We start from the raw sequence: 17,704 nt of genomic DNA, 5'->3' as shown, positions 1-17,704 counted from the left end.
TTATCTTTACGGCCAATCATCCTATAAAAATATTTAAAAGACCTCGCAATATACAATCTGTGGTACAGGTAACGAGCTACCGACGACTCCTATTCTCAAGTTTAACAGCAGCCCGCCTAATTTTAGCTATAAACTCTATAAGCGCTGTTCGGTCGCCGGTATGCCCTTTTCCTTTATCAGCGGTGCAAACCTGAAATATGTTAAAGTTCGCCAAAACCACTCTAGCGGCCCCATACGAAATGCCTTAAGCCAAAGATCCGAATAGGCCAGCTGAAACAGGCCCAGCAGCACACAGACCCCAAGTACTTCTATACGTGTTAGCTCACCATACAAACCCAATCCAAAGCCATAAAAAATATAAATGCAAATAAATGATTGAGCCAAGTAATTGGTAAATGCCATCCGCCCAACGCTTTGGATCTTGCCTTTGATCCATAGGTGTTTACCTAATTTGAACCAAAGGCAGATCAAGCCGATATAACCGATACTGGTAAATGTGGACCCTACCAAATTAAAAATGGCACCATAGGTGAAGTAATCATCCATACTCCAGTCATGACTATAGTTCCAGATAAGCCCTATACCGGTCAATGTCACCCCAATAGCCAATCCAGTAATAGCTAGTTTTTTGTAGGCAGACGAACTGGCTTGGCCACGTAGGATATCCAACTTAAACAGGCCCATTCCCAGCAACATCATAGCGGCAGCTTTTAAAACAATGGAGAGACTAAAGTAGGAAATAACGATTGCTGATTCCGGACTAGAAGCTAAATTACCAGCAACTAATCGACTCCCGACCAGATCCCAGAACCCTCCTCGATATATTTCTATATCTTGCTGGATCTGCGCTGTATCAGGGGCAAAAATGGCTGCCGTTGCATATCGAGCTTCCCCTGTTAGGGGTTGTATAAAAGCTCCTGCCAGATATGAGCTATATGCTGACAAGGCAAGAGTAATCACCCCCAATGCAATCAGCCAGCTTCCGCGCAACTTGCGGAACAAATAGGCAAACATGGCTATAAAGGCATAGATCATCAGGATGTCGCCTTCCCAAATGAAGATGCCATGACAAAGGCCTATCAATAACAGCCAGAAATTTCGACTGTAATGAATTTTTGCAGCAGACTTATTCTGTTGCTCGCGCTTCTCAGCTAAAAGTATGATGCCTGCGCCGAAAAGCATGGCAAAAAGCCCCATGAACTTTTGATCAGCAAACAAATGGAAAAAGCTAAAGAGAAAATCATTCAAAGGGCCATTTGGCAAATAGGCCTTTGGATTCAAATAAGCCGCCATAGGCATAGAGAAATTTATCATATTCATTAAAGGAAGTCCCAACAAAGCGACTCCCCTCAACAAATCCAACTGTGATATTCGATCCTGCATATAAGTCCTTTTAAAACTAAAATACGTTACAGATATAAAGAGGTGGAGATTACAGGAAAAAAGGAAGAAATCGCTATATTTTTTCTGATCGCAGGTACCAACTAGGACCTTTCTAGGGAAGCTTTGATAAATGGACTTCTAGCCACTCCCATGGGATGAGAGCATGCATATGAGAAAAAACTTCTCGCAGCGAGTTCCATGGCGCTTCAGATTATATGCTGCTTCGTCAAAGGTGGCTAGGTACAAGATCTTGACGAATAGCGGAATACTACCAAGTTGGCTCGAAATTAATCAGAAGTTCCCTAACTAAGCTAAATATCAATTAACGTATTACTATCTAGCATCGCCTTCGCCTGCTGAAATGCAGTTTCAGGTACATAAGGATGGGAGAAAATCCAAAACCGCCCGCTTTCTATACCACTAGTAATGATATCAGCAGCTTTTTCTGGCTTCATACCTTCAGAAACCACCTTGACAACTTTGGCTTTAACTTTTTTCTCGACTTCAGACTCAGGGTGAATTGCCGCTACACTTGCAGGCCTATTACGTGAAGAGTCGAGAATATTAGTTTTTATAGCACCAGGACAAAATACAGAAGTTTTTATAGGCGAGTTAGCCAAACGAAGATCCCGCTCTAAACTTTGCATTAAACCTACAACACCAAATTTTGAAACATTGTAGGCCCCTAAGTACCCTATACCATATAGGCCGGATTCCGATGCTACAGACAATATATGGCCCTCGTCATTCTGTTCGATATGAGGGAGAAATACATGAATACCGTTAATAGGCCCCCACAAATTCACTGATAAAATCCACTCCCACTCATCCATAGAGGTTTCTGCTATAGCCCCCAAAGGACCTATTCCGGCCACATTACAGAACAAGTGTACCTTATCAAAGTGTTTTAAAGTTCTATCGGCGATGTTTTGCACATCACCAAGTTTAGATACATCTGCTTGTACGCATATACACTCAGCACCTTTTCGTGCTATCAACTTGGCTGTTGATTCGAGATGACTTAGGGTATATCCGGCTAATACCAACGTCATTCCTTTTTCGGCTAAACGTATTGCTAAAGCCCGCCCTAGTCCACTTCCCGCTCCTGTAACAACAGCAACTTTATCAGATAAATCCATAACTTTCCTTTTTACAATATATTCAACATGACTAGGAACTTTAGATTCAATAAATCCTTAAATAGTTGATATATAGCTATTCACAGCAATAAAAATTGAATAAATTGAACCTCTACCAATAATCTGAATAACTGCCAGGAATCTTATCCTTTAGCCCTTCAGTTAAAGTCTGTCGTGGCCATTTAAGCCACTTAAACTTTAATGAAGCTATAGATTAACAACCTAATGAACCGGGTATTGTATTTCTTTGGCAATCACCCACATTTTATAATCTGCAGGCATTTCAGATAAGTAATCGAGAGTTCGATAGATAAGATGTTTCTCCATTTCATCGACTCCAGAAGACTTGCTCCAGCCTTCTGCTGCTAACCGGTACATAAAAGTAACCAAAAGGAATTTCTGCTTGCTTGATAACCCATTTCCATGACCATTGATCATCATATGCATGGAAACAAGGTCATAATCCAAGTCAAAAATTGACTCATCAACCTGGACGGATATCTGGGCCGAACGACCCGATACAGAGTTCCCCCGCGCAATCACCTGCATTTCATCAAGAAAGAAGGAGACATGAGCACTATTAGCGGCAGAGCTGTTTTGATAGCGCCCTCTGAGTGCCAAATCCCTTATCTGACGATTTGAAATTTCACCCTTTAGCCAGAGTTCTGTCATCTGGGTAAACGGGTCGTAGTCCTCGCTCTGGACTATGTATTCATCTGCAAAGGGGGATAAGGAATAGAAAAGCGCGACAAGCCAAAAACAGATCCTTGTTACAGTCATTACAACTACCACTCGAAGTGAAGACCATGCCACGCGGTCGATTATGACGGGAAATCTATTAAATTAAGTATAATCAAGAATTATTGTAGGAACATTGATCGGGAGGACACTTGCACTCATTTACGGGCGAATCAACCGGGGGCTTAAATTCCACATTGATGGTAGCTTTTTTACCCAGCCTTTTCTCTTGAAGCCTTTCCAAAGCCTCCTTCGTCATTGCGTTTATCTCTCCAGAGAGAAATTTATCGACAAACATTTCGGCTTCTTGATCCAGACTGTAACTACTACGTCCCATTCCCTCTCGTGAGTTATATTTCGATAAGCTATAGGTCAGTAATATCTCTTGAGCTTCACTATCAAACTTTCTGAATAGATCTATGATCCAATTAGTTTCCAAGAGGTGTTCAAGAGCTTCAAGATTACCTTGAAGCTCTAAATAGATAGCGGCAAAGTCCTCACCGCCTTGAAGGATCCGGCCTATGTAACCAGCTTCCTCTTTGTGGAAATAATCCAATCTTGCCTGGATGTTTATTTCTTTGATGTCATTGGCGATAACATAGCGACCCAACTTTTCCACTTCAGCCACAGTCATACCAAGCTCATAAAGCTCCTCCTGATTCGTCTTTAACATATACCAAGAAGAGAGTACCCCTAGCAGTCTGAATGACGTCAGCCACGCTCGTTGCTTTCCTAAATCAATCTCGTACCACGCGGACTTTCTCTCAAGCCCATACTTGCTGAGGTATGACAAGTCTTCCCCCCTATTAGCAGCTTCCCTAACAGCCCTCATTCTTTGCCAGGCAGCCCAGTTCCGCTCCCTACTCAGCACCCATTCACTGTTAATCTCTTCATTATGTTTATAGGTAGTCGCAAATAACTCCTCGAGAGATGTGCGTTTAGAATCTGCAAAAGAAGTTGCCGCCAATAAGAAGATCAGAAGGAGGCAAGCCGGGGGAGTTAATTTCATAGAGACACCTTGTGGTGCTGTTGTAGTCGCATTTATCGAAGTGAATCTACTAACTATCGTCAAGAAATCTCTGCCGAAGGGTTAACCTGTGCCGTAATTACCCCTAGTAGAAGAAAGAAAAACTTGGAAATACCTCTTGGTCACATAGCGAAAGCAACCTTTGTCGAGCAACCGGCCTCTGGTGTATGATTTATCAGTAATGAAGAACTATTCGTCCACATTTCGCGCCAAGCTGATAGCCATGGCGGCCCTGCTCCTGCTGATGTTGCAGGTACAGACCGTGCTCGCCTGTGAAATGATGGAGGACCCCAAGCCATCAGCGGAATGTTGCTGCGATGATATGGCCAAGGGGTCAGACTCAGATGATGACTGTTGTGGCTATGATGCCCAAGTCTCCCTGAAGACTTCGCTAGACGACCACCAAGTTGCCGTCACCGCCGCATACTTAAATCTGGAACTTCCCCAGTTGGCGCCACCGCCAACTTACCAATGGCCCCAAATTCTGGCTCCGCCTTTCGGTACCCCTGAATTATCTCCTACTGCGACAGAATCCCACCCCGGCAACCGAACCTGGCTTGCCACTTTGCGCCTGCGTATTTGATCACTCCCTTTCTCTCTGACTAGCGAAATATGCCCCCAGCCCATGTTTGCTGGCGGCTTCAGAAAGATTGTTCTAGGAGTGAACCTTTTGATTTCCCAACAAGCTATAGCGGCCATTGTTAGCCTGCTCATTGCCCCGTTTATTGATAATGTGCTTTGCGCGCAGATGCCCCTTTCCTTCATTCAGGAGGGTGCCCTATGAGCCAGCAAAGAACATTGAGCTTAATCGCCCTTACCCTGCTGTTAGCGGCTGCCGGCGCGGCCTTTTATTGGAAGAAAATTTCTGCACAAGCCGAAGCTCCAAATGCTGATTTTGTGCAAGCTGGCCCCTTTCAGATCGCAGTGTCTGTCGATCCGCTGCAACCCCAAGCGGGTAAAAACCAAATTCGAATTGAAGTTCGCAATGCTGACAATAAGCCGGTATCTGGAGCCGAAGTTCGCGCGGTAGCCGAGATGCCCGCCATGGGCGCCATGCCAGCTATGCGTGCCGTCGCCGATATCAGTGAATCCAGCCCCGGCATTTTCACCGGTGAAATTGAGCTGGCCATGGTGGGCTCCTGGCCCATGGTGGTAGATGTAGCGACAGGCCACGATAAGCATGTCGATCTTGCCTTTGATATGAGCACCAATCGCAAAGGCCTGCGCCTGAAATCTGCGCCTGAGGCCTCAGATACCGCCTATTACACCTGCTCAATGCACCCATCGGTAAGAGCTGCCGAAGCCGGTAGCTGCCCTATTTGCGGTATGAACCTGCAGCCTGTAAGCCACGATGAACTGAAAAGTGGCAGCATTGTAGTGGATAGCGGCCGACGCCAGGCCATTGGTATCAAAACCGGCATTGTTGAGCGGCAACCTTTCGCCCTGCCCATTCACCTGCACGGTCAGGTTACCTATGACGAAACCCGCTTGCGGGATATCAGCCTGCGCTTCGACGGCTGGATTGGTGAGTTAGATGCAGATTTTGAAGGCAAGCAGGTTAAACGCGGCGAAGTACTGTTTTCTGTTTACAGCCCGGAGTTGCTCGCAGTCCAAGACGAGTATCTGAAGGCCCGCCGCCGTGGCGATGCCCTGGAGAAAGCAGCACGAAGGCGTCTACTGTTGTGGGGCCTGTCTGAAGAGCAAATCGACTGGCTGGTTGAACAGCAAAAAGCGCAGGACTATATCCCGATTTTTGCACCTGCTAGCGGTGTGATTATTGAGAAGAATATTGTCGCGGGCTCTGCGTTTGAAAAGGGCGACAACCTGCTGCGCATAGCCGATCTCAGCCAGGTTTGGATTGAAGCCCACGCCTACGAAGATCAGTTGCCGCTGATAGAAAAAGGCATGCCGGCCAAAGTGCGTTTAACCAACGTCTACCACGAGGAAATCCCAGCCACCCTCACCCAAATTGATCCCTTCCTTAATCACAATAACCGCAGTGCACGGCTGCGTGTGACCCTGCCCAATACCGATGGTGAACTGCGCCCGGGGCTGTTTGCGGACATCATGTTAACCGCCGAACTGGGAAATCTCCTCGTGGTACCCAGGGATTCAGTATTGATCTCCGGCAAGAAACGCATTGTTTTCCGCGACTTGGGCCAGGGTCGTCTGGAGCCGGTGCAGGTACGCACCGGTTATGGCGACAGCGACAGGATTGTTATCCGTTCTGGCCTCCAGGCAGGAGATAAAATTGTCACCTCGGGTGTATTCCTGATCGCGGCGGAAAGCCGCCTGAAGTCGGGGGTACAGCAGTGGTAAATTCCGAACCCAAAGGGCTGATTGCCCGAATTATTGGGGCCTGCGCTGGTAAGCCAGGCATCACTTTGATTCTTGTAGCGATCGCAGCCCTGGCGGGATACCGGGCGCTTACCAGTGTCCCCCTGGATGCTATTCCGGATCTGTCCGACGCCCAGGTGATTGTGATGACAGACTGGCCGGGGCGCAGCCCTGACCTGGTCGAAGATCAAATCACCTACCCGCTTTCCACCGCAATGCTAGGGCTGCCCAAAGTCAAATATGTGCGGGGCCAGAGCTTTTTTGGTCTCAGCTTTGTCTACGCCATCTTTGAAGACGGCACCGATATTTACTGGGCCCGCTCACGGGTTCTGGAGTACCTCAACCAGGTAGCCGACCAGCTCCCGGAAGGTGTTCAGCCAAAGCTTGGCCCGGATGCTACCGGAGTGGGCTGGGTGTTCCAGTACGCGCTGGTTGATCGAAGCGGTAATAACGACCTGCAAGAACTGCGCGCGCTACAGGATTTCAAGTTGCGCTATTGGCTCACTTCTGTCGAGGGCGTGGCCGAAGTGGCTTCCATTGGCGGCTACGAAAAGGAGTACCAGGTCCAAATCGACCCCCATCGCTTGCAGATGTTTAAGGTTCCGCTTGGCAAAGTGGTCGAGGCCATTCGCCGCAGTAACAACGACACCGGAGGAAGGGTACTGGAGATCGCCGGCCACGAACATATGGTGCGTGGCCGGGGCTATATCCGCAGCGTTGACGACCTCGAAGAGGTGGTGATCGGGGTCAATGCGGCAAAGATTCCGGTGACTCTGGATCAGGTAGCGGATATTACCCTGGGGCCCGCAATGCAGCGCGGTATTGCCGAGCTGGACGGCGAGGGCCAGACCGTAGGTGGCATCGTAGTGATGCGCTACGGTGAAAATGCCCTCAAGGTTATTGAGAGAGTTAAAGAGCGTATCGAGCAAATCCGTGCAGGCTTACCGGAAGGCGTTGAGCTGGTAGTAACTTATGATCGCTCACAATTAATTAATAGCGCGATCGACAATCTAAAGAACACCCTGATTGAAGAGATGCTGGTGGTCGCCGCTGTGATCGCTATTTTCCTACTCCACGCCCGCTCCGCATTGGTAGCTGTAGTCACTCTGCCGATTGCAGTTTTACTGGCCTTTATTCCACTGTCCCTACAAGGGCTTACCGCCAACATTATGTCACTGGGAGGTATTGCCGTAGCCATCGGTGCCATGGTGGATGCGGCAGTGGTAATGGTGGATAACATCCACAAAAAGCTGACAATCAATGGCGATAAGGAATTGTCTCCGGGTGAGAAAAGAACGCTAATCGTTCGGGCTATGCAGGAAGTCGGACCGAGTATTTTCTTCTCCCTGATTATTATCACGGTTTCATTCCTGCCGGTATTCGCGCTGGAAGCTACCGAGGGCCGATTATTCAAACCCCTCGCCTACACCAAAACCTACAGCATGGCTTTCGCCGCCCTATTGGCAATCACCTTGATTCCAGCGCTCGCTGTACTGCTTATGCACGGCAAAATTCGCAACAGGGAAAACCCGATTTCCCGCGTTTTAGTCCATACACTACAGCCAGTGATTCACTTCTGCGTGCGGCAACGCAAAGTTGTAGCCACTCTCGCGGTATTAGCTCTGGTTTCTGTGGCCTACCCCATTAGCAAGCTAGGTGGTGAATTTATGCCACCGCTCAATGAGGGCAGCATCCTGTATATGCCTACCGCCCTACCCGGCATGTCGGTTACCGAAGCGGGCAAGGTGCTGCAACAAATGGACGAGGAACTGAAAGCTTTCCCAGAAGTAGAGCATGTCTTTGGCAAGATTGGCCGCTCCAATAGCGCCACCGATCCTGCACCGCTCTCAATGGTAGAAACCGTAATCACCCTGAAACCTAAAAGTGAGTGGCGCCCCGGCATGACTTGGGACGACCTGCTGGCGGAAATGGATGAAAAGCTGCGCTATCCGGGCATGCCCAATATCTGGTGGATGCCCATCCAAACCCGCACTGAGATGCTCGCCACCGGCATTCGCAGCCAGCTCGGCATCAAAGTGTTTGGAGATAACCTGAAGGAAATCGAACAGACCGCTTTGGCTATCGAAGAAGCATTGCGCAGTGACCAACGCACTGCGGAACAAACCCGAAGCGTCTTCGCCGAGCGCCTAACCGGCGGTTACTTCCTGGACTTTGATATCGATCGCGCACGAGCCTCTCGCCACGGCTTGAATGTACAGGATATCGAAGATGTGATCGCCGCAGCGGCTGGTGGCCTGGCCGCAACCCAGACCATCGAAGGCCGCGAACGTTACGATGTGTTAGTGCGCTATGCCCGCGACTACCGGGATACTCCTGAACAGCTCGAACAAATCCTGGTCCCCGCCTCTGATGGTTCCCAAGTGCCCCTGAACCAACTGGCTGATCTGGACTTCCGCACTGGCCCGCCCATGATCCGCAATGAGGATGGGCAGTTGGTGGGCTTGGTATTTGTCGACTTGAAGGGCGATATCGGCGTTGCAGATTATGTTAATCGCGCAAAGCAGGTTGTTGCCGATCAGGTTAATCTGATTCCCGGGCAACGTATCGCCTGGGCCGGCCAATACCAGTACCTGGAGCGCGCCAAGTCCCGCCTGCAATGGTTAGTGCCCCTGACCTTGTTGGCTGTGTGCTTCCTCCTGTATCTGCATCGAGGCAGGCTATCCGACACCCTGTTTGTACTCACCGCCATGCCAATGGCACTGATCGGCGCCTTCTGGCTGTTATACCTGCTCGACTACAAACTGAGCGTTGCTGTATGGGTCGGTATGATTGCCATGGCTGGTCTCGCCGCTGAGATGGGGTTGTTAATGCTGCATTACTTATCTGCCGCCGGAAATAACTCTGATCGCGGCAATACTGCGACTGTTGCCCAAGCGGCAGCTGGCCGTATTCGCCCGATGCTAATGACCAGCCTGACACTGCTAATTTCATTGATACCAGTCATGGTTTCCGATGGCACCGGCGCAGATGTTATGAAACGGATCGCAGCACCAATGGTGGGCGGCACCATAACCACACTGCTGTTTGTGTTGTTAGTGATGCCCGGGGTTTTCTATCAATGGAAAGCCCGCAAAGGTAAGCAAAGCTCACGTTAGTAAATTGGGGCATCGGGTTTACGCTACCCAGTGCCCCAGTTCTCATTTCACAAGAAGATAATCTGGATAGAAGAGACTTTTACGGGAACAAGGTGATTCATAGGTTTCTTCAGGGTTAACTGTTAAAATTCCATACAAATTTTGTATTGCACAAACTGCAAAATTGCAGCGTTCACAAAGGCTAAGTAGGTGACGATCACTTTCCCTACTGCTTGTGTAATACGCGTATTTGACATTTAACGACTCCAGGATTCACCTTGACTGCACCTTTTTCCGATCTCCCCCTAAACCCCGCCCTGCTGAAAAACCTGGCGTCACTCAACTACAAGTCCATGACCGAGGTTCAGGCCAAAACGCTTCCTATCATTCTTGACGGCAAGGACGTTATCGCCAAGGCAAAAACCGGTTCCGGTAAAACGGCCGCCTTCGGTTTGGGGGTGCTGCACCGGCTCAATGTCAGCCGCTTTCGGATTCAATCGCTGATTCTGTGCCCAACACGGGAATTGGCAGACCAGGTTGCGCAGGAACTGCGCCGACTGGCCCGGGCAATTCACAACATAAAGATTCTGACTCTCTGCGGCGGCATGCCTTTCGGCCCGCAGATCGGCTCCCTGGCCCATGGTGCCCATATCATCGTTGGTACTCCAGGACGCATCGAAGAACACCTGCGCAAAGGAACACTCTCCTTAGAGCATGTCGATACGCTGGTCTTTGACGAAGCCGACCGAATGCTCGATATGGGATTCCAGGACGTTATCGACACTATTCTGGCGCAGGTTCCAACTGGGCGACAGTCGTTACTATTCAGCGCGACCTATCCCGATGAAATTGAAAAGCTCAGCACCCGAGTGATGCAAAAACCGGTGATGGTTAAAATTGACTCTGCCCATAGTGACGAGGTGATCGAACAACGCTTTTACAGAACTGAGAGTTTCGAGGATCGCCTGGAGATGACACGGCGTGTTCTGCTCAATGACAAACCCGTCAATACCCTGGTTTTCTGCAACACCAAACGCGAAACCGATGAGGTGGCCGATGATCTGAAACAGGCTGGCTTCAATGTCCTCGCCCTGCATGGTGATATGGAGCAGCGCCAGCGCAATGAAACCCTGATTCGATTTGCCAATGGCAGCGCTTCAATTCTGGTGGCCACCGATGTAGCGGCACGCGGTCTTGATATCGACAAGCTGGATGCGGTTATCAACTTCCATATCGCCAAAGATCCGGAAGTTCATACCCATCGTATAGGGCGGACAGGCCGCGCCGGTGAGCGCGGTTGCGCTTACTCCTTTTTTGCCGAGAAGGAAGGCCACAAACTGGTTCGTATGGACCTAACCCAGGACCCACTATCCGACCCAGATACACCGCCACCAGCCAGCATATTAAGCGAACCCCCTTTCCAGGCACCGATGGCTACCCTGCAAATCGATGGCGGCAAGAAGCAAAAGGTCCGCCCCGGCGATATCCTGGGTGCCCTAACCGGCGGCGATCGCCCGATTAACGGGAAAGATGTTGGCAAGATCAACGTACTGGACATGACCGCCTATGTTGCGATTAAACGCAATGTGGCATCACAAGCACTTAAGAAAATAGAAAACGGCAAGTTGAAAGGGCGCAAATTTCGGGTGCGGCGTATTCGAGGGTAAACTATGTGAATATCCCCTGGCGACGCCGGGGGATTGCCCTTTTGCGCTCGCTTCGGGTTCATGGTTATCCTGACTGTTATTTCGAGAGCTGACGAAAAATATAATAATCAACTATGAATCAAAGAGTTACAGAGTGACATAAGAAATGTGGTAGTAGTCAAAGTGATCCTTTTTGCAGTTTGCACGGCCGTGACAACTAAATTTAATCCAATGACTTTATAACAATATTTTCGTTTTAGCGAAGAAATTGATTCTGAAATAGTAATCAGGATAATAGTGATCCGTATGATTACTATATAAATGCTATACGTGGGCAATACACAAATACATGAAAAATACAATTAATACAATTAACAATGCCTTTGACATTGAGTTACCATCTTTCTATACCGATACTCTTATAAATTATCCATTCCCACAATCTGATGATCCAGACCGGATTGAGGGTGAACTTGTAAAAGACTTAGACTGGCTTATAAAAACTAATCGGAAGCTTCGTGAAGATGGTTTTTGTTATCAAGATCATTGGCCAAGTCACTTTTTTGCAATAGGCTTCGATGGCTTCGGAAATTATTATTTTATCAATTTAAGCCAAGAAGATACCTCTATATATATTGCAGACCATGAAGAAGATTTTAATCACAAAGAAATTTCAAATATGGAGCTGGCTTCAAACATTGAAGAATATATCAATGACTGTCTTGAAGAGTAGAAAATTTTAACCGAAAACATTTAACAAAGTCATTAAGTACGTTCTAACCAAGAAACAGCCTCCACCGGAATGCCTATGCGTTGCTCCGGCATCCGTTTATTGCGGCGTTGTGATCCAAATGGAGTGAAACTATAAATATTTTTGCACGGACAATTGCGGTATTTTCTGCGCTACTTTTTTGTTTGCTATCGTGGATCGGCCCTATGGCTGAAACTTGTACTATGGGGGATACAGGTGGTTACGTTGGGAGTGTCATTCTAGCTGTTCCTTTTGCATTACTTGCTTCCTTCATTATTTTTAAGGCCAAGCCAGCAAACATATACTTTGAAAACATCTCAGCCAGCTTAATAGTAATACCGTGTTTATTTATAGGATATATATGGTCTTTGCTTTTGGTAAACACTACTATTAGCGGCAACCATTTATGTGGCCCTGATTACAACAGCTATCTTAATGAATTCGGCACAAATTATTGGTATATTCCGTTAATACAACTAATTGCCTGCGCTCAATTGATATTTTTTTCAATTAGGTCAGTGCATAACAAATCAATCAAGAAGGACACCGTAAACCGCACCTCTTCTTGAGAGGTTATATGTGATACGAGGCTACGATGAAAAAAATTACCATTATATTATTTCTTTTACTGAGTACGCTTTTAGCCGGTGGTTGTGCGTCTCAAGTCAATAAAGTTATGCAATCGTGGGTTGGGCATCACAAGGCTGATCTAATTACAAGCTGGGGGCCGCCAAATCAAGTGGCCGATGATGGTCGCGGAGGGGAAATTCTGATTTATAACAGCTACGTAAATTTGGGGCAAACTCCTGGAAGAGTCCAGACGGATTACTGGGGAAATACTACATATACCGTACCACAGCAAAATGGCTATCAACGAACCCGCATGTTTTATGTTAATCCAGAAGGCTACATATACAATTGGCGTTGGCAAGGACTATAACATATTAATCGGGCAGCCAGTAGTTTCTAGCTACCGGCCCCACACCACCCACCATGCGGTACTGCAATGGGCGCTCTCTACCAGTAATGAATATCTACCCAGCGATCACATAACGAAATTAAACCTATCTTTTCGAAAACTCATTGTTGAGAGTGATATGAACATTCTCAGTTTTTGCACTTCACCAGTAACTTGTGACGGACGAAGCACAAGTTACTGCCAGCGATTCACTTACACTCATGTGCAGTAAGTTTCAGACTTTCATTCTAACCCTGCGCCAGTTCTTCCAACAGTCAAGATCAATACATTTTTCATAGCCTTGGGCTATACCAAAACAATTGATCCAACCACAGGGAAACACGACAAGCTCTTTCAGTATCTTTTCGAGCGAAATATCACGGGATCGGTCAGTAATCTGATGAGAGTGGCATTTAAATTGGAGCAGAGACTTATCATGCCAGGCAAGCTTTACCCAAACAAATAAAAACCCTTTAGTTTCAGCAAGCACCATGTTACACATAAGCGCAACTACCCAAAGGCCCCTCCTAAAACTAGTATCACCGTTTCATTTGAGCATCCTCGTTTTAAGTTAACTAGTCCTGTAAGCCAGCTCCACAATGTGGAGATCCAATCAGATAGTTATTTGATGGGGAAAGTATGATATTTTTCCCTGTGAATTTAGCGGGCGGCGGCAGGGCTTGAAAAGCTACGCGGCACTTCGGCTGCTCTTGCTAGCAACGTTATTTTTTAGGAGGGAACCATGAAAACACTAAGAAAAATTGCATTGGTTTTGTCACTGTTCTCTGGACCTGCTGTAGCAGGATCAGATCCAGCATTTGAACCAGTTATTGCACTCTTTTCAGCTATCTCTAAGTTTGATCATTCTGCTATGAAGAGGTCTGTAACAGACAAATTTGAGCTTCTTGAGAATGGAGAAGTTTGGGGCATTGATGAACTTATCGCCGCTGTCCCCCCTGCTGAATACAAGAGGGAGAACTACTACAGCCTTATCTCTACTGATGTGAGAGAGGATATTGCCCTTATAAATTACTGGAATAAAGCTGTGTTTTCCTCTGAAGAGGGTACGCGGGACGTTATATGGCTGGAAAGTGTTGTGGTGGTCAAGGAAGGTGGTAAATGGGTTCTACAGCAAATGCATTCTACACACGTTGAACCCAAGAGGGTTCCGGCGTCGATTGCATATCTAGAGATGCGCTGAAAAACATAATGAATGAGGGGCAACGCCTACATTTCTACTTCGCTTTTGGGTTGCTCACCGACTTTGCAAGTTAACATAAAACTAGTGCGTTGGTACGGCGTGCCTTATCCAGTGGTTCTGGCTGTAGAAAACTAATGTGTGTTTTGTACACTTTATGGCTCAATGGGTATACTTTGTCAGCAGCTGGGTTTTAACCCTAGTCTTTCTTGCATGGCAATTTTAATGGCGGCAGTATAAGGTTTAAACTTATAACTGGGTGCTCAACTTCAGCGCCCGACGGCTTACATCGGAGAGCACCTTGCAAGGAATTCTTTCAGAAAAATTGATTCTCACTGAAGCGGCCATACTCGAAAGAGTCAGGCGTAACAAAGATATAAGCCTTTGCAGCCATGTCGACCATGCTAAATTAATCTATAGCAAAGCTGGTGCTGAAAGCCTTAAACGAATCTACAGTGAATACATAAAGCTTGCAATTGATGCAAAACTCCCTCTTTTGCTTGCAACTCCCACATGGAGGGCCAGCTCAGAGAGAGTTTCTCTAGCCAAGGCACCTACGTCTATCAATGAAGACGCTGTTAATTTTCTTTCGAATATCTTGCCAAAAGAAGGAAATGTATATGTAGGAGGCCTAGTCGGCTGTAAAAATGACTGCTACAAACCAGAACAAGGCCTAACTTACAAAGAATCTCTTTCTTATCATCGTTGGCAAATTGATAAGCTCGGAGCCTCTAATGCTGACTACCTCATGGGAGTAACCCTACCAGCTATACCAGAAGCACTTGGCATTGCATCTCTAATGTCAAAGCACTCTAAGCCATATTTTATTAGCTTTGTCATTGGCTCAGATGGTCGCCTTTTAGATGGCCATACCATTCAAGAAGCAATTTCACATATTGATCACCAGGTTTCGCCTAAACCTTCTGGGTACTTTATTAATTGTTCTCATCCTTCTTTTCTAAACGCTTCAAGTCAATTACCTGACAGACTAATCGGCATACAAGCCAATGCTTCATCACTAACGCACAATGAACTAGAAAACAGCAAAACAACGCACTCCGACAGCATATCGGAATGGGGCAACCATATGCTCCACTTAAATCAGAATCACGGATTCAATATATTGGGCGGCTGCTGCGGTACTGATTCAAGACACCTGGAATACATCATAAATAATCACAACTAACAAATTTAGCCCGCTTCTTTCCGCTTACGACTACCCTGGGCAACCACTCTCTTGGAGTGGCTATCATTGCAAACGGCATTAGCAGGACTGCTGGAATTATGAATAGGGGAAAGGGAGCAACACTGAGGCTCACAATTGCCTGATCGCCTCAATTCTAGTGGCCACCGATGTGACAGTTCGCAGTCTGGATATCGCCAAAGGTCCGGAAGTACATACCAACCGGACCGGCCGTGCTATTAAGTGCGGTTACGCTGCTGAGCAAGCGGCTTCGTGTGAATCTGCCCCACTATTCGCTCCAGATACAACGCCACCGACCAGCAAATTATGCATCCCCTTTCCAGACACCGATTGCCACCCTACAAATCGATGGTGATAAGAAGCAAAAGGTCCACCCTGAGGATATCGTGGGTGCCCTAAAGGTGGCGATCGTCCGTTAAACGGTAAAGATGTTGGCAAGTTCAACGTGCTGCACATGACCGCCTATGTTGTGATTAAGCAAAATGCGGCAGTACAAGCACTTAAGAGCATTGAGAACACAAAGTTGAAAGAGCATCTGGTGCGACATATCAGGGGGGCTCTTAGCTCACCTACCAAAGTTGTAGGTCAGCTCAAAGAGGTAGGATTAGCCCAGAAAGCCTATAAATAGGTTAACCCCATCGTTTGGAGCTGCGATCGTGCCCAAAATACTAATTCCCGTCGCCGATGGTAACGAGGATATAGAAACCGTTGCCATCTACGACATTTTGAGCCGAACGGATGCAGAGCTGGCACTGGCATCGATTATGCCGAGTAGACGTATAACTACCCTACGCAATCTTGTTATTGAAGCCCCCTACTCCATAGAGGATTGCTTGGACTCCACGTGGGATCTAATAGCCCTGCCAGGCGGCAAGGAAGGTGCCGAGCAAATGCATAACTCAGCCGCCCTAATAAAGCTCATCCGAGAGCAATTGGAATCGGGTCGCTGGCTAGGGGCAATTTGCACCGCTCCGGTAATCGTTCTTGGTCGGCAAGAGTTAATTACCAATTTCAAGGCCACTTGTTACAAGACTTTTCGCAGTGAACTTAGTCAATATGTGAAGGAAACCAGTGATCAGAGAGTGGTGGTCGACCGGAATTTAGTAACCAGCCAATCACCCGGGACCGCTATCGAGTTCGCTTTTGAACTCGTCACCTGCTTATTTGGGAAAGATCTATCACAGTCAATTGCGGAGACAGTGAATGTTTATCTACCGCCTAAATAAGCCAGCTTTATGCCTGCTTTATTTAACTCTGTAGAACTAATAAATACTCGGGTACTGCCTCAACACTATCGCCTGAGGAGAAGACTTAATTAAGGTATACCACTAATCTGAACGTAATATACCTATAGTATTGTGATGCTATCACGCTGGATAGGCGTATAAAATTGCAAGTAACTGAGCGTTTTGCATTCATCTTATTCACAGCTTTCAGCACCGTCAGGCAAAAGACCTGGATCCGGTGTATTGCGTTTCTCCGATAATGCTCGAATATACTCGGACAAAGGTCTGCAAACCTTAAGGTCCCTTGGATAGTTCCTGGTACACACCACTGACAATGCCGACTTTAGTTCCATTTCAGCAGACGCAGTCTGCATGGAAATTAAACTAAGGCCCGCATTTGTCGCAGGCATTTCAGAATCTTCCAAAACCATCTCTTTGAGACGACATATATCTTGTGTAGACCTCATTTTCCCCAAGCTAAGAGCAGCATAAGCTCTTGGGATTTCTATACTAGAGCCTAGCATTGATCTTACATAATTTAGGTACTTATAATCCTGGTCTCTGGCTTTTTTCCATATCAATTCAGCTAAGAGTATCTTGACTTCGTGAGACTTTACTAAATCTTCATTCCACCCGTTTTCCTCCGCACCCTTATAGTCAAACGCCTCTATTAATTCTTGTACCTGCTTATCATTAAGACTTCGATAATAACGTAAACTGACAAGAGCGCTTAAGGCTTCTTCAAGCTCTATATCAGGGTCACGCAGAACATTTATAATGCCATCAATTCTTTTTTCGATTTTTCCAGCAGACGCCCCCTGGGATTCACCCATACCTGCGATCGGAAAGATGGATACGAGAACAAAAAATATATAAACAATAACTCTCATAATTTCTCAATTTTTATTGCGTCAATAAAAGTCTAGCAGACCAATATTTTTTATCTAAAGGGATTCCATATTTCAACCGAGTCCAGTTCGGTAATCGCCAAAAATACCCACC

The 17,704-nt window shown here is 46.9% G+C and carries 15 protein-coding genes; 10 read left to right on the top strand and 5 right to left on the bottom strand.

Annotated elements, in window-relative coordinates; genetic code table 11:
* Positions 1 to 135 precede the first annotated feature (135 nt).
* The 4 genes from ACJJI3_RS04805 to ACJJI3_RS04790 form a co-directional block, all read right to left on the bottom strand.
* Complete coding sequence (locus ACJJI3_RS04805; RefSeq protein ID WP_444941672.1) at positions 136 to 1,338, bottom strand: DUF418 domain-containing protein; 1,203 nt, start codon at positions 1,336 to 1,338, stop codon at positions 136 to 138.
* A 356-nt stretch (positions 1,339 to 1,694) separates the two neighbouring features.
* On the bottom strand, positions 1,695 to 2,522 hold the full coding sequence (locus ACJJI3_RS04800; RefSeq protein WP_444941671.1) for an SDR family NAD(P)-dependent oxidoreductase: 828 nt from the start codon (positions 2,520 to 2,522) through the stop codon (positions 1,695 to 1,697).
* 222 nt (positions 2,523 to 2,744) lie between these two features.
* Positions 2,745 to 3,302, bottom strand: coding sequence for a hypothetical protein (locus ACJJI3_RS04795; RefSeq protein ID WP_282932883.1), 558 nt, complete (start codon positions 3,300 to 3,302; stop codon positions 2,745 to 2,747).
* A gap of 73 nt (positions 3,303 to 3,375) precedes the next feature.
* Entirely contained in the window at positions 3,376 to 4,269 is an 894-nt protein-coding gene (locus tag ACJJI3_RS04790; protein WP_444941670.1) for a hypothetical protein, read from the bottom strand.
* A gap of 199 nt (positions 4,270 to 4,468) precedes the next feature.
* On the opposite strand from ACJJI3_RS04790, the gene ACJJI3_RS04785 reads away from it, so the two are divergent.
* The 10 genes from ACJJI3_RS04785 to ACJJI3_RS04740 all read left to right on the top strand — a co-directional run bounded on the left by ACJJI3_RS04785 (position 4,469) and on the right by ACJJI3_RS04740 (position 16,702).
* Entirely contained in the window at positions 4,469 to 4,870 is a 402-nt protein-coding gene (locus ACJJI3_RS04785; protein ID WP_444941669.1) for a hypothetical protein, read from the top strand.
* 197 nt (positions 4,871 to 5,067) lie between these two features.
* A complete protein-coding gene (locus ACJJI3_RS04780) occupies positions 5,068 to 6,606 on the top strand; it encodes an efflux RND transporter periplasmic adaptor subunit (RefSeq protein ID WP_444927918.1) in 1,539 nt (512 codons plus the stop codon).
* On the top strand, positions 6,600 to 9,740 hold the full coding sequence (locus ACJJI3_RS04775; RefSeq protein ID WP_444941668.1) for an efflux RND transporter permease subunit: 3,141 nt from the start codon (positions 6,600 to 6,602) through the stop codon (positions 9,738 to 9,740). The genes ACJJI3_RS04780 and ACJJI3_RS04775 overlap by 7 nt, the downstream gene beginning before the upstream one ends.
* A gap of 257 nt (positions 9,741 to 9,997) precedes the next feature.
* Positions 9,998 to 11,386 (top strand): ATP-dependent RNA helicase DbpA, encoded by a 1,389-nt coding sequence (dbpA, locus tag ACJJI3_RS04770; RefSeq protein ID WP_444913898.1) that lies wholly within the window; start codon positions 9,998 to 10,000, stop codon positions 11,384 to 11,386.
* A gap of 328 nt (positions 11,387 to 11,714) precedes the next feature.
* A complete protein-coding gene (locus ACJJI3_RS04765) occupies positions 11,715 to 12,098 on the top strand; it encodes an SMI1/KNR4 family protein (protein ID WP_444941667.1) in 384 nt (127 codons plus the stop codon).
* Positions 12,099 to 12,301: 203 nt separating this feature from the next.
* Positions 12,302 to 12,685 carry a hypothetical protein gene (locus tag ACJJI3_RS04760; protein WP_444941666.1) on the top strand — a complete coding sequence of 128 codons (384 nt, stop codon included), beginning with the start codon at positions 12,302 to 12,304 and terminating at the stop codon, positions 12,683 to 12,685.
* Positions 12,686 to 12,711: 26 nt separating this feature from the next.
* Positions 12,712 to 13,056 carry a hypothetical protein gene (locus ACJJI3_RS04755; RefSeq protein ID WP_444941665.1) on the top strand — a complete coding sequence of 115 codons (345 nt, stop codon included), beginning with the start codon at positions 12,712 to 12,714 and terminating at the stop codon, positions 13,054 to 13,056.
* A 760-nt stretch (positions 13,057 to 13,816) separates the two neighbouring features.
* The gene (locus ACJJI3_RS04750) at positions 13,817 to 14,275 is read left to right on the top strand and encodes a nuclear transport factor 2 family protein (protein WP_444941664.1); all 459 of its coding nucleotides are present in this window, start codon (positions 13,817 to 13,819) and stop codon (positions 14,273 to 14,275) included.
* Positions 14,276 to 14,573: 298 nt separating this feature from the next.
* Entirely contained in the window at positions 14,574 to 15,458 is an 885-nt protein-coding gene (locus tag ACJJI3_RS04745) for a homocysteine S-methyltransferase family protein (protein ID WP_444941663.1), read from the top strand.
* A 674-nt stretch (positions 15,459 to 16,132) separates the two neighbouring features.
* Positions 16,133 to 16,702: a DJ-1 family glyoxalase III gene (locus tag ACJJI3_RS04740; RefSeq protein WP_444941662.1), complete on the top strand. Its 570-nt coding sequence runs from the start codon at positions 16,133 to 16,135 to the stop codon at positions 16,700 to 16,702.
* Positions 16,703 to 16,896: 194 nt separating this feature from the next.
* On the opposite strand, the gene ACJJI3_RS04735 is transcribed toward ACJJI3_RS04740, so the two are convergent.
* Positions 16,897 to 17,592, bottom strand: a complete 696-nt coding sequence (locus ACJJI3_RS04735; RefSeq protein ID WP_444941661.1) for a hypothetical protein — start codon at positions 17,590 to 17,592, stop codon at positions 16,897 to 16,899.
* Positions 17,593 to 17,704: the final 112 nt, after the last annotated feature.

This window comes from Microbulbifer maximicatervae (SeqCode), from assembly GCF_052466985.1.
The sequence above is the reverse complement of the archived record's forward strand: the minus strand, read 5'-3'. Positions and strand labels throughout refer to the sequence as shown.

Excerpts from the sequence above, each read along its gene's own strand:
- ACJJI3_RS04800 (WP_444941671.1), bottom strand. The coding sequence starts at position 2,522 with ATGGATTTATCTGATAAAGTTGCTGTTGTTACAGGAGCGGGAAGTGGA.
- ACJJI3_RS04795 (WP_282932883.1), bottom strand. The coding sequence starts at position 3,302 with ATGACTGTAACAAGGATCTGTTTTTGGCTTGTCGCGCTTTTCTATTCC.
- ACJJI3_RS04790 (WP_444941670.1), bottom strand. The coding sequence starts at position 4,269 with ATGAAATTAACTCCCCCGGCTTGCCTCCTTCTGATCTTCTTATTGGCG.
- ACJJI3_RS04785 (WP_444941669.1), top strand. The coding sequence starts at position 4,469 with ATGAAGAACTATTCGTCCACATTTCGCGCCAAGCTGATAGCCATGGCG.
- ACJJI3_RS04780 (WP_444927918.1), top strand. The coding sequence starts at position 5,068 with ATGAGCCAGCAAAGAACATTGAGCTTAATCGCCCTTACCCTGCTGTTA.
- ACJJI3_RS04765 (WP_444941667.1), top strand. The coding sequence starts at position 11,715 with ATGAAAAATACAATTAATACAATTAACAATGCCTTTGACATTGAGTTA.
- ACJJI3_RS04760 (WP_444941666.1), top strand. The coding sequence starts at position 12,302 with ATGGCTGAAACTTGTACTATGGGGGATACAGGTGGTTACGTTGGGAGT.
- ACJJI3_RS04755 (WP_444941665.1), top strand. The coding sequence starts at position 12,712 with ATGAAAAAAATTACCATTATATTATTTCTTTTACTGAGTACGCTTTTA.
- ACJJI3_RS04750 (WP_444941664.1), top strand. The coding sequence starts at position 13,817 with ATGAAAACACTAAGAAAAATTGCATTGGTTTTGTCACTGTTCTCTGGA.
- ACJJI3_RS04735 (WP_444941661.1), bottom strand. The coding sequence starts at position 17,592 with ATGAGAGTTATTGTTTATATATTTTTTGTTCTCGTATCCATCTTTCCG.